At 62.4% G+C, this 12,501-nt stretch carries 11 protein-coding genes and 1 pseudogene; 4 read left to right on the plus strand and 8 right to left on the minus strand.

Features of this window, described 5'->3' with window-relative positions; genetic code table 11:
* Nucleotides 1-49 precede the first annotated feature (49 nt).
* From QN224_RS16055 to QN224_RS16085, 7 genes and pseudogenes are all read right to left on the minus strand, one after another.
* Nucleotides 50-769 (minus strand): hypothetical protein, encoded by a 720-nt coding sequence (locus QN224_RS16055; RefSeq protein WP_283977513.1) that lies wholly within the window; start codon nt 767-769, stop codon nt 50-52.
* Nucleotides 770-788: 19 nt separating this feature from the next.
* Nucleotides 789-1,973: a hypothetical protein gene (locus QN224_RS16060; RefSeq protein WP_283977514.1), complete on the minus strand. Its 1,185-nt coding sequence runs from the start codon at nt 1,971-1,973 to the stop codon at nt 789-791.
* 35 nt (nt 1,974-2,008) lie between these two features.
* Entirely contained in the window at nt 2,009-2,770 is a 762-nt protein-coding gene (locus tag QN224_RS16065) for a TfuA-like protein (protein ID WP_283977515.1), read from the minus strand.
* Nucleotides 2,771-2,778: 8 nt separating this feature from the next.
* Nucleotides 2,779-4,116, minus strand: coding sequence for a YcaO-like family protein (locus QN224_RS16070; RefSeq protein ID WP_283977516.1), 1,338 nt, complete (start codon nt 4,114-4,116; stop codon nt 2,779-2,781).
* Complete coding sequence (locus QN224_RS16075; protein WP_283977517.1) at nt 4,001-7,096, minus strand: AAA family ATPase; 3,096 nt, start codon at nt 7,094-7,096, stop codon at nt 4,001-4,003. Before QN224_RS16075 ends, QN224_RS16070 begins: the two co-directional genes overlap by 116 nt.
* 216 nt (nt 7,097-7,312) lie before the next feature.
* Nucleotides 7,313-7,456, minus strand: a pseudogene (locus tag QN224_RS16080) (pyridoxamine 5'-phosphate oxidase); the annotation flags it as partial.
* Nucleotides 7,457-7,562: 106 nt separating this feature from the next.
* Nucleotides 7,563-8,690, minus strand: a complete 1,128-nt coding sequence (locus tag QN224_RS16085; protein WP_283977794.1) for an ATP-dependent RecD-like DNA helicase — start codon at nt 8,688-8,690, stop codon at nt 7,563-7,565.
* 315 nt (nt 8,691-9,005) lie between these two features.
* On the opposite strand from QN224_RS16085, the gene QN224_RS16090 reads away from it, so the two are divergent.
* The 4 genes from QN224_RS16090 to QN224_RS16105 all read left to right on the plus strand — a co-directional run bounded on the left by QN224_RS16090 (nt 9,006) and on the right by QN224_RS16105 (nt 12,042).
* Nucleotides 9,006-10,094: an AbrB family transcriptional regulator gene (locus tag QN224_RS16090; RefSeq protein WP_283977518.1), complete on the plus strand. Its 1,089-nt coding sequence runs from the start codon at nt 9,006-9,008 to the stop codon at nt 10,092-10,094.
* Nucleotides 10,095-10,320: 226 nt separating this feature from the next.
* A complete protein-coding gene (locus tag QN224_RS16095; RefSeq protein WP_173509842.1) occupies nt 10,321-10,695 on the plus strand; it encodes a hypothetical protein in 375 nt (124 codons plus the stop codon).
* Nucleotides 10,679-11,233, plus strand: coding sequence for an RNA polymerase sigma factor (locus QN224_RS16100; RefSeq protein WP_269282383.1), 555 nt, complete (start codon nt 10,679-10,681; stop codon nt 11,231-11,233). Before QN224_RS16095 ends, QN224_RS16100 begins: the two co-directional genes overlap by 17 nt.
* Nucleotides 11,230-12,042: an anti-sigma factor gene (locus QN224_RS16105; protein ID WP_283977519.1), complete on the plus strand. Its 813-nt coding sequence runs from the start codon at nt 11,230-11,232 to the stop codon at nt 12,040-12,042. Before QN224_RS16100 ends, QN224_RS16105 begins: the two co-directional genes overlap by 4 nt.
* 69 nt (nt 12,043-12,111) lie before the next feature.
* On the opposite strand, the gene QN224_RS16110 is transcribed toward QN224_RS16105, so the two are convergent.
* Nucleotides 12,112-12,456 carry a nitrile hydratase accessory protein gene (locus QN224_RS16110; RefSeq protein ID WP_269284548.1) on the minus strand — a complete coding sequence of 115 codons (345 nt, stop codon included), beginning with the start codon at nt 12,454-12,456 and terminating at the stop codon, nt 12,112-12,114.
* Between the last annotated feature and the right edge of the window lie 45 nt (nt 12,457-12,501).

Below are 12,501 nucleotides of genomic sequence, written 5' to 3' on the forward strand. Positions count from 1 at the left end.
TTGTCGGGATCGCAATGAGACCACCCGCAGCGCGGTGCAAAACTGTCAATCAATCGCGATGCCGCTGCGGCGCTAGAGCCATTGACTGCGCGTAAGCCAATGGTGAGCGGTTGCCGGGCATATTCTCGTCCAAAACCAAGGTCTTGAGGTCATCGGAGCGAACGTCGAGAGCCACCGCCTGTTCAAGTTTGTCGACTGACCAAACGACATAGCCAAGCTTCGCGCTATATCCACACTCGCATCCGCAGTTGCAATCATGTTTATGTTCTTGCTCGTCTTCGTCTTCTCGTTCGCATTTACATTTCGCAGCGACGATCTTGTGCGGGGAGACAGGCAGAATCATGATTTGCGGCTTCGGGAGTTTGTAGCAATGCCCTTCATAGGCATAGCCGTAAATTACGCCAACACTCTCGAAATTACTGCTCACGCCAGTATTAACGGTTAAATAATGGACATATTTGCGTCCAATTACCCCAACTATGACGTTATCGGAAGAAATGAGTGATTTCTTAAGTATATCTCTGATAACAGATCCCATTGCCTCAACAACATCCGCATAGCTATCGGGTGGTATTTTCGGATTTTTTTGTAAATTTTCTACAATAATTTCCTTGTAACGCTCAGGTGTCTCGATTGAATCTTCTGATCTCCTGTAGATATTACCAGGCCTTCCGTAGAGCCTTATTTCTCCGGGGTAGTAGGGCGCCGTGTCTCCCGTTATCACGCCCGTATCAGTGAACAAGCTTGGATTTCCACAACAATCACTCATGTTCCTCTCCTTCCGAGCTCTATCTTCGATTGATGATCTCACGCCATGCAAAATTCGACTCCAGCAGGCCAGCCGCCGGACCCTGAGCAGCGGCAATCACGGCGTATGCCGCCTGATCGAGCCGCAGCGTGTTCGGATCGAGTGACCGCAGCGCGACCGCGATAGCCTGGCCAACGGCATCGCGGGCAGCGGTCAGCGCCAATCTGAAGATCATCGGTTTGATCTGGAAGGCATCCTCGGTCATCTGGCGGAACCGGTCGAAGTCATCCTGCGCCAGGTCTCGTATATCGATATCCACGAGCCGTATGTCGGCGCAGTCGCGCGCAACGAGCTCCCGATGATAAAGTTCGACGATGGTGTCGAAGATGGCGCCGACGAACGGAAGTGCTCGGTCATGCACGTTCTGCGTCGTCTCGGACACGCGGCGGAAATTGGTGGCGAGGCGGATCTGCGTCTCCGGGCTCGTTTCCGCAAAGCGGTTGAGTTCATTGTAAAGCAGCAGATTGCCTCTCGTTCGCCGCAGCAGCCGGTCGATGGCGGAGTCGAAATGCAGGAACGAGATCAGCGACACCGCGTCCGAAAAAGCTTCCGAGAATGGAAAGAAGTCGTCCCCCTGTGTCGGGGCTGTCGGGATTCCTGTCTCTGAAAGCAGGATGAGGTGGCCGACCTCATGGGCGATCGCGTCGAAATTCAACGCGTAAGGCCGCCTTATGCCATCGATATCGGAACACCCGAGTTCCAGGAAACCGTAGCCCGCCTGTGCGTTGTCCCAGTTTACGAAGGCGACGATCTCGAGCCTCGGAAAGGTCTGGCTGAAGAACCACCGGATCGGGTGCCCCAGATAGCTCTGCCAGATATCTAGAACGAAATGCACGCAGGCATAGGCGTGCACGCCAAGAAATGCCCTCGAGTCAGGTCGCATATTGTCGAAGTGGCGATCCGGACCGGGCCTTGGCGGAGGACGCCTGGCACCATCAAACGGCGGGAGTTGATTGGAGACGTACGGGTGCTTGTCAAGGAGCGGATCGACCACATACATGGTCGGGTCGCTCGGACCCTCGCCGATTTCGTCGCGCGGTATCGAAAGCCACACGCGGTCCGGCTGCTCATATCCGGGAATGAAGGGCGGCTGAGGAAATATCCAGAAGCGCGTACCAAGGCGCGCATTTGCCGATTCGAGGGCATCGTCCCCAAGCAGACGCATAGCACAATTGCCCCCCTCGATGGAAAATCCGGCAATTACGGATTCAATTTATAAGTGTTTGCTAAATTTGAGTCAATGCCACCCGCCTCCAGATCGCGGATGAAGGTGTTCGTCGCAACCCAATCAGCGGGTCCGCGCGCCTCCGCGCGCTGCGTAGCAAGGCCCGAAGCGCGCTGCAGCGCAAGGAGCGCGTCGCGCTTCTTCTGTCGCACGATTTCGCTTCGCAGCTTTTTCACCTCGTCATCCTGCCACCCGGCGGCCCGCAGGACCGTGTCGAGGGAGCGGTCCCGAAAGTTCATCTTTCGCGCGATTGTTGTGAGCCGGTCGCGCTCGGCGGCGCCGATTAAATTGCGGCGCATGAGGCGCGACAACGTTCGCTGAAGATCGACGAGCGATTCCGTCAGCGGTGGAAAGCCAAGCTCTGCGGGCCCTGAATGAACGGCAACAGCATCATCGGGCGCCAGCCGCCAGCGCCGATACCACCGGTAAACCAGGCCGATGCCGATCATGCCGAAATCGCTGAGTTCCGCCGCCCTGAGCGCTCCCATGCTGGCGGCGCCGATCATCACTATTCCCTGTGCCATCGCCCACAGGATCTCCTTGTGCCGGACGGCCGGCCTGTCCTCGAACTGTCCGTCGATCAGAACCATCGCGCGCGGACGAAATGCATGGGCGGCAAGCAGAATATCCCCCTGCGCCACGGGTCTCAGATAGATGGCATCGAGCACCGCCTCCGCTTCCGCGAGCCTGAGCGTCGGGCCAAGAAACACCAGGATTGGACCTTGGTTCTCGTTCATCGGCGCCGTCACCGCAGAATGGAAAAGGGCGTTGCGCCCGGAAGAATGGCCCTTACGCATTCAACGCCCGTTTCATTGTCCGAGCCGACAGGCACGGCCAGCACGGGTCCGAGCCCTGCCGCCAGCGTCCTCTCCAACAGCGAAGAGAGATCGGCAGGCAGGGGTGCCTCGGCCGAAACATGTCTCATTGCGGACCCGCCATCGAGAATGAACTGACGCGCCTCAGAAACGAGTGCGTCCGTGCTTCTTCGGTAATGCCCTCGGGTCTGGTCGTCGCGCGTGCCCGATATGGCGCCGGCGCGCGCCGACAAGGCTTCAAGCATTGCGCTCAAGGCCGCGGCCGCGACGCTTGGGCCAGCCGCATAGCCCTCGGTCGGCAGCGCCAGGATCGGTTCGCCAGGGCCGGTTTCGATCGACTGGCACCAGACGACGGGAACACCGGTCGGTGAGGGAGCCAACCACAGACCGAACGATACCCCCCACTCCGCTGCAACGGACAGGATGCGATCGACTTTTTCACTGATCCCCGAGGGAGCGATCCGCATCCGGTCGAAGAAGCCGTGTGTGGCGAAGGCGCGCGCGATTGCGTCACGCTCGATACACTCGAACAGTCCGTGCAGGAATGCACCATAGGCCGACATGTGACAGGCAAGACCGGTCGTCGTGCGTGTGAACAGGCCATCGCCGGCAGGCGGCGGTTCGGTATAGCAGGCGTGGACAAGTTCGAACGGTATTGGCTGCAGGCCTCCCGTGGCGAGGTCTGTCCCGACGATCCAGGGGATTTCCCTTTGCCGCCAGGTCGGCTCAACTCCGGGTGCCAGGAGATTTTCAAACAGGCCCTCCACCAGTCCGAGATCGTCGGCGGTGGCGAGGAAAACGCGGTCCGGCGCGATCGATTCGGCGTAGAACCGCTCGAGCGATTCCATGATCGCCCCGACCGCGGCCTCCGCTAGGGAAAGGCCGCGCCCGAGAGACGTGACTTCCGAGAGCGCGGCCGGCCGAACAGCCTGTACAACCGGCAGGCCGATGCGGTCGAGCCCGGTCAAATCCGCCACCCGCGTTATCCGCGCTCGGCGACAGAGCGGTAGAATCGTCCGAAGGCGCAGTTCCACTTCTTCTGGCCCTGTAGGCGCGGAGAAAGGATTTCTCAGACCGGAACGGATCGCATTCCGAAATCCTGAAAGCGCCGCGCCGGAGAGCGCTCGGTCCCTCACCTGCATGGCTTCGTGTTCAACGCTCAATGGCAACGCCAAGCTCCCGCATCGAGCGCTGCGCCCGCCTGAGAAGGGCCGTCGCCCCTTGGCGTTCAGCGATTTCCAGGGCAGACCGCAAATCCGCAACGACAACATCCTTCGTCGCATTGTTCCGTGCATGAAGGACGGCGCGGCATCGGTAAAGTTCGGCGAGCCAATAGGCGTGATGGGTTTCCTTGGCTTTTTCGATCGCTTCGTTCGCGACGTCGATCGCCGCCTCATATTTCTGCGCAAGGCCCAGCATGGTCGCATGCATATAGAGGTAGATCGGCAGGTCTATGACAGCACCGAGTTGCTTAAGGAGCGAGAGCCCGCTTTGAAACGTCCTGTGGCCGCTGGCCAGATTCTCGAGATGCGCACGTGCCCAGCCTTCGAAAAGAAGCGACAAGCCGGTCAGGGATTGCATCTCATGCTTCCTCGCAAAATCCGCCATCCGTCCTGAAATATCGATGAGGCGCTCGAAATCGTCGCGGTAGAAGGCCGAAACCGCTTCAGTATCAAGCGAGTGCGCCTTGCTTGGCGTATGTGCGATACGATCCACAAAGGTTATCATCTTCGAAAGCCCCGCATCCGATGCCTTCGACTGGCCAGTCAACCACAGCGAAAGTGCCAGTTGCCCGAGACCGCAAACCTTGGCGTCGTGACCTCCGTAGAGCGTTCGGCCTGTTTTCGCCGACTGTTCGTCGTAAAGCGCGAGACCCGCTTCGATTGCAGCCTGCGTTTCGCGATGGTGACCAAGATTGAAATCGATCGCCCAGATACAATGGTTGATCTGCAGCCGGATTTCCGGGTCCTCTGTCTCGGCCAACATCGTCCGCACCTGCAAGGCGCGATCGTGCATGACGCGAAAGTCGGCTCCCGTCAGCCACCAGCCCCAATAGATGGGGAACCACTTGTATTGGTCTTCCATCGGTTGCCGGCGGGCAATCTCCACACCGTCCTCGTAGAGCTTGCGGGCGGGCGGCGAATTCAAACCCACCAGCCCGGTGAGGATCGGACCAAGCGCGATCAGCGCCGAAAGCTGCAGCGGCTCGACCGCATGCCCCGCGCCGAGTCGCTCGCAAAGCGCCAGCGCATGTTCGAGATATTGGCGCGCCTCGATCATCGCCGACCGGCTCGAGCTTTCCTTTCCCGCTGCGATGAAGAGTTCGACGGCGTTTGAGAGCAGCCCCGCCCGTTCGGCGTGCTCCGCGAGTTCGCCGGTGTCGATCCAGGCGGCGAGATGACGCTCCTGGCTGACGGCGCCGAAAAGGCGGCGATGCAATGTCTGCCGCTGTTTGCGCAACAGCCCGTTGTAGATCGTCTCCTGGATCAGCACATGCCGGAACCCGTAGGCGACGCGCCCCGGCGCTCTCATCCGCATCAGAAATCCCGTCTCGCAGAGCCTATCTGCCGCACTCGCCAGCGACTTCTTGCTGAAATCCGGCAACAGCGCGCGCAGCAGCGGCAGCGTGAACTGGGTGCCGGCGATTGCCCCCGCTCGCGCGACGTCCCGGGCGGGACCCAGATGCTGGAGGCGCGCGTCGAGGATTCCCTCGAAGGCCGAGACGTGGCTGGGCTTGACGCTTTCCGAGAGGTTCATCGTGTCGGTGCCGACATTTTCCGACACCCATTGGCAGATCTCCTCGATGAAGAGCGGAACGCCGCCCGATATTCTTTCCGTCACGTCGAAGAGCTCGGGAAGCATGGAGAGCCTGTGCTCAGGCCATCTCGCCTCGATCGCCAGCCGCGTTTCGTCGCGATCGAGCGCCTGAAGGGAAAGTCGCGTCGGATTTGCCGCGTCGAGCCAATGGGCCTGGCCGCCGGCCAGCCGAGATCCCGCCGGGTGAGGCCGCGGGCGCGAGGTGATGACGAGAAGGATCGGGAGCTCGTGAACGGCCTGCGCGGCTTCCGCCAGCAGGTCCTGCGAGGTGGGATCGATCCAGTGCACGTCCTCGACTATCACGACGACCGGCCCGTTCCGGCAAGCCGCCTGCAGCGCGCGGAACACGGCCCGATGCGCCTTTCCGCGGATCGCCTTCGGATCGCTGCCGGACAGAAGCCCGTTTCCTCCCTGCGCTCCGAGCAAATAGGCGAAGACATCGGTGGCTTCCGCGTCGTAAATTCCGTTCCGTGCGAAGAGGTTCGCCACGGCAGCGGTCGTCAATTGCCCGCCGGCTTCCGAGATGCCGCCGGGAAGACTGTTTCGCAGCGGATGCAGCGTCGAGCGGAATCCGCCGGGCAGGCACTGGAAGAAAAACAGTTTGGACCGCCGATCGCGCGTTTTTCGGCGGACCTCCCGCAACAGCCGGGACTTCCCGATGCCCGCCTCCCCCTCAATCAGCACCACCTCGCCCTGCCCGGCAAGCACGCCATTCCAGGCGCTGGTGATCGCAGCCAACTCGCTTTCACGCCCGATGAACGGGCCGCCGAGCCTTCCATAGGCGTAAAAACGATTGACCTCGATCTTGTGTCCGAACGCGCGCCAAACCTTCTCCGGCTCGGAGAATCCCTTGAGCACCTTGCTGCCCTGGAACACGAAGGCGTGCGACCGGCCCGCCAGATTGCGCGTGTCCTCGGAGACCAGGACGCTGTCCGGCAGCGCGATGCCTTCCAGGCGGGTCGCCATCGCCAGCGCCGCGCCGGTCACGGGCTCCTGCGTCCAATTCTCCATCTTTGCCTCGTTGACGAGCGCGATCGAAGTCGCGACACCGACCCGAACGTGCAGATCGTCGCGTCCCGCCTCCCGGCCGACACGCCTGCAGCCGTCGATGATGTCCAGCCCGGCGCGGATGGCGAGTGAAGCCGCGTCCTTCGCGTCGAGCTCGATCGGAAACAGCGCCACGCCGCCGTCGCCCGCCTCGTGCTGGATGATGCCCGAATGGGAAGCGATCGACCGCCTCGCCGCAACCTGGAACGCGGTCATCAGTTCCTGGTAGTCTTCGATGTCCATGAGTTGCATCAGGTTGGTCGAGCCGACGAGATCGTAGCAAAGTGCGGTTACGATGCGCCGCTCGCTGTCCTGCACGGATGAGCCGCGCCGTGAGCGCTTAGTCAATTGTCGTGGTGTGTTGGTCCGGCTCTCGCGAAGCATGCACCACTCCCGCCCCCTGCCGTAGCGCAACTGCCCAGTCGCGCTACGGTCGCTGCAATGCCCTGAATTGCTGCATGATCTCGTCCATGTGTCGATTCCGACCGAGGCAATCCCGGACAGCAGAGCCGCGTCTGCTCAAACGCACAGGCTGCTCTCTTCCAGATTCGCTCGTGGAAGCTCTAACATAAGCAAATACTGATCGTCGGCGGTGGAAAGTCAATCAACCGTCGCGCGTTGCGGCCTGAGCCGCTCGATTTCCGCGTCCAGCATCTCGATCCGCCGATTGCGCTCGGCAAGTGCGGCCGCGACGTCGGCCGCCTCGAAGCGCTGGGGAATGTGCTGACGGCAATTCGAATCCCAGCGAAGACGGTGCAACCGGCGCGCCTTTAAAGCTGCACACATACCGCGATTTCGCCGCGCCCCGCCTGAGGGCGAGACTGAAGAGCGGTTGAGCCTTGCGGAGGCATTACCGGACGATCGTCAACCGTTCCGCCGCGCGGGTGATCGCCGTGTAGAGCCAGCGTTCGCGCGTGTCGCGAAAGGCATAGCTCTCGTCGAAGAGCACGACATTGTTCCACTGCGAGCCCTGCGCCTTGTGCACCGTCAGCGCGTAGCCGTAGTCGAACTCGTCGTAGCGCTTGCGGGTGGACCAGGGGATTTCTCCCTCGACGTCCTCGAAGGCTGCCTTCAGGAGCTTGATCTTCGCCGCGCCGCGATCCATGTCGTCGTCTTCCGGGCGGATCATCAGGTTGATGCCCGGCTTCACTGTTTCCTTCGAGGAACTCATCACCTGCCAGAGCGAGCCGTTGAGCAGCCCCTTGGCCGGATCGTTCCGAAGGCAGACGAGCTTGTCGCCGGATTGCGGATATTCGCTGGTGAAGCCTTTCAGCTCGCGGAGCCGCTGGTTGTAGCGCCGCCGCGTCCGGTTGGTGCCGACGAGCACCTGGTCGGCCTCGAGCACCAGTTCCTGCGTCACCTGCCCGCGCCCGATCACCTGCGCGGTGCCGTAGTCGCCATGCATGATCTCGCTGCCCTCGCGCACCTGCATGGCCAGCTGGATGATCGGATTGTCGCGCGCCTGGCGGTGGATATCCGTCAGCAGGTAATCCGGTTCCTGATTGGTGAAGTAGCCGCCGCCCGAAACTGGCGGCAACTGTCCCGGATCGCCGAGAACGAGGATCGGCGTGCCGAAGCTCATCAGGTCCTTGCCGAGCGCCTCGTCGACCATCGAGCATTCGTCGACGATAATCAGCGCCGCCTTGGCCACCGGGCTCTGCCGGTTGATCGAGAACATCGGCGCGATCGAGGTCTTGCCGGTTTCCTCGTCCTCCACCTCCTCCTCGCCGCGCGGCCGGTAGATCAACGAATGGATGGTCTTGGCATTGGCCGCGCCCTTGGAGCGCAGCACCTGCGCGGCCTTGCCGGTGAAGGCGGCAAACAGCACCTCGCCGTCCACATGCTCGGCGAAATGGCGGGCAAGCGTGGTCTTGCCGGTTCCGGCATAGCCGAACAGGCGGAAGAGCGGCGAACGCCCTTCCTTCAGCCAGCGCGAAACGGCCTTCAGGGCCTCATCCTGTTGCGGAGCGAACTGCATGACCCGCAGTGTCAGGATTCGGGGGCCGTACGCAAGTGCGGAATTCTCGATCACCGGCCTCTGCAAGGCGGTTTCGGGAAAAAGCACCACTCGGGCTGTAGCACTTTCTGGCCACGCACCTTGAACCCCGGTCGCAAAAGCTTCTACCCTGCGCTGCATTCAACGCGGTGCGGAAGCGGCGGCTCCTTGAAATCGCGCATACGCTTTTTCCGAAAATCGGTTTCCGACTTTCCGGCTATGCGCTACCAACCGTTGCACATCCCGCGCCGCCATATTGTTCGCCCGCACCACGCTGGAGAACACCGGAGAAGGCCATTGAGACCGGAACACCCCGCAATCCCCTCCCCGCCGGAAAATGCAGGGATCGGACGCTTGCGGCCGGCCTTGCAGTGGTGCGTGCTCGTGCCCGTCTCACTCGTCTTCGCGGCGGTCCTCGAGACGATCGGCCTTCCGGCCGGCCTGCTGATAGGCCCTATGCTCGCCGCCGCGCTCGTCGGCGTGAATGGCGGCACGATCCGCCTGCCCCGCCAGTTTTACTTCTGCGTCCAGTTCATCCTAGCGATGATGATCGCCGGCTCGATGCGGCCAGACCTGCTGGTCGCATTTTCCGGCAACTGGCCCCTCTTCCTCGCCGTCGTCCTCTCCGTCATCGGCGTCAGCACGCTTTGCGGCTGGACCATGACGAAGATGCGCATCCTGCCGGGCACGACCGCGATCTGGGGCTCTTCGGCCGGGGCCGCCTCGACAATGCTCCTCATGGCGGATGCCTATGGTGCCGATGCAAGGCTTGTCGCCTTCATGCAATATCTGCGCGTCGTCTTCGTGGCGAGCGCCGCGACCCTGGTTGCGCATATGTGGGTCACCGGAGCCGAGGTCCAGACGGCGACCGACTGGTTTGCGCCGATTGCCGGCCTCCCCTTCCTGGCAACGCTGGCCGTCGGGATTGCCGGCGGCTTTCTCGGCAAGTTCCTGCGCGTGCCGGCCGGCACCTTCCTCGTGCCCTTCGCCATCGGCTCCGTTCTCAACATCACCGGCACGCTGGCGACCGAGCTGCCGCAATGGCTGCTGGCGCTTTGCTCCATCATGCTGGGGTGGAACATCGGCCTCGGCTTCACCCGGCCGATCCTGACACATGCCCGCCGGGCGCTGCTTCCGACGGTCATTTCCATCCTGGTGCTGATGACCTTTTCCGGATTGCTGGCGGTTCTCTTGATCGTTGCCGCTGGCATCGATCCGCTGACGGCCTACCTCGCCACCAGTCCCGGCGGCCTCGATTCGATCGCCGTCATCGCCACGTCGAGCAATGTCGACGTCTCCTTCGTCATGGCACTACAGACTGTGCGGGTGCTGATCATCACCCTGCTCGGACCGACCCTCGCCCGCTTCGTCGCCGACCGGGCTTAAGCCGCACGCGTATTGCCTCGCCAAGCAGACGAAGACTTCCCCACGGGGCGTCAGTCATGCCCCCTGGGTAACCTCGCCGCAACCATCACGAGCGCCGAGGGAATAAATCCGCCACTCTCCGTGTCTCACCTGCGAACCTGCCGGAAACGCGGTTCCGTTGCGGCGGGAGCGGGGCGATGAAACCCTCGCCCCCGCCGCAGAAACCTATCGAGGAAGGAGAGCCCCCATGAGAACGTTTCCATTGGCCATCGCCATTTGCGTTGCTGCAAGCGCTTCCGCCTTTGCCGCGCCGCCGGTCAAGTCCGTCGAATCGGAAAAGGGCAATGTGCTGGCCGCAGCGAACGGCATGACGCTCTATACATACAGAGACGACCAGAAGGGCGTCTCCAACTGCTATGATGCCTGCGCCAAGAATTGGCCGCCTTTCATGGTGGAAGGCAATGCGACGGCCGAAGGCGCCTATTCGATCGTCGAGCGCAAGGACGGCACCAAGCAATGGGCGAAGGACGGGATGCCGCTTTATTTCTGGGTGAAGGACAAGAAGATGGGTGACATTACCGGTGACGGCGTGAAGGGCGAATGGGATGTCGCACGGCCGTGACGGTCAGGAGGGGAGCATGGGGACGGAACCTTCCGTCCCCGACCCATTCGAAGAAAATATCCTTGCCTTGATGCCGGCGCTCCGGCGCTATTCGCGCAGCCTCACCCGGTCCGATCCGGACGGCGAGGACCTGCTGCAGGACTGCGTCGAGAAGGTTCTGGCGCGGCGCGCGCAATGGCGGGGGGTGAACCTGCGCGCCTGGGCCTTCACGATCATGACCAATCTCTACCGCAACCGGCATAGGCATTGGGTGCAGCATCCGGAAGTTGAGCTCGATGACGAACTCGGTCTCGCCTCCGAGGCAGATAACGCCGACCCGCTGGAGAAGCTGCGCCTCGAACGTGCGCTAGACCGGCTTTCGGCGGAAAACCGCTCGGTGCTGATGCTGGTGGTGATCGAAGGCTACCGGTACCAGGACGTGGCGGACATGATGGCGATCCCGATCGGCACGGTGATGTCGCGCCTGTCGCGCGCCCGCCGCCAGCTTGCCGAAGCGATGAAGGATGACAACGTGGTTGCCCTGCGGAGACCGAAATGACGGACGAATTCAACACTGTCTCCGAAGACGAGCTGCACGCCTATGTCGATGGCCACCTGAGCCAGCCGGAGCGCAAGCGCATCGAGGCATGGCTCGAAAAGCATCCGGCCCGCGCGGAGGAAGTGCGTCAATGGCAGGCGCAGGCCGCAGCGCTGAAATCGCATTTCGCCAGCTATGCCCGCAGCGACGAACGCGACCGCTCTCTTTTGGCTACGGGCCGGGCAAGGGCCAGGACGGGAGCGACATCCCGCCGTCATATCCTTGGCCGCCTCGCCGCCGGTATCCTGATCTTTGCCGCCGGCGCGCTCACCGGCCTCTATGCGCCCGCGATCATCGCCCCCGACCGGCCGCTTGAGATCGCTCAAGGCCCGGATACGCTGCCGGGGCAGGCGCAGTCGGCCTTCCTCATCTATGCGAGCGAGGTGCGCCATCCGGTTGAGGTCGGCGCCGACGAGCAGGCGCATCTCTCCACCTGGCTCGGCAAGCGGCTCGATTACGAGCTGAGGATTCCCGATCTCTCCGCGCTCGGCTTCTCGCTCGTCGGCGGTCGGCTGGTTCCGGTCAACGGCAAGGCGGGCGCGATGCTGATGTATGAGGACGGCACCGGCCAGCGGCTGACCGTCCTTCTCGGGCGCAACACCGACAACCGCGAAACGAGCTTCCGCATTGCGAGCCAGGGCGGGGTCGAGACCTTCTACTGGATCGACGGCACGATCGGCTACGCCGTCACCGGCGAAGTGCCGCGCGACCTTTTGCAGAGGGTCGCCGACGAATGCTATCGGCAGTTCGAGGGCTCATCGGCGTCGTAAGAAGAGCATCGTGGCGGCACTGCCGGGCGGCCGGATGACGGCAATGACACCTCACCGGCGTCGGCACCTTCACCTCAGCGGATCGTTCTCGATGACGATTGGCTTGCCGTGCGGCGTGGCTTCGGCCGCGCGCTGCCAGCTTCGGGTGAGCGCTTCGAGTTCACGCCCGGAAGCGATGGAGAGCTCCGTTACCAGGCGGGAAAGCGCGGCGACCCAGCAATCGTAATAGTCGCTCGCGTCGGCCTTGCGACCGGGCTTGTAGAGCTCGGCGGAGAGCGTTTCCGCCCACTCGCCCCAGGAGAACACGCCCTGCTCGTGCAGCCGGACGGTCATGGCGAAAACGGTCGCCTGCCAGGGTTCGGCAAAGACCGGATCGCCGTCTGCCGACTTCGGCAGTTCGGCCGAGGCGAGCAGCGGCGAACGAGGGAAAGTGGACGCCGGTTTGCCATCCGCATTCTC

The organism is Sinorhizobium sp. 7-81, from assembly GCF_030124405.1.
GTDB classification, from domain to species: Bacteria; Pseudomonadota; Alphaproteobacteria; order Rhizobiales; family Rhizobiaceae; genus Sinorhizobium; species Sinorhizobium psoraleae.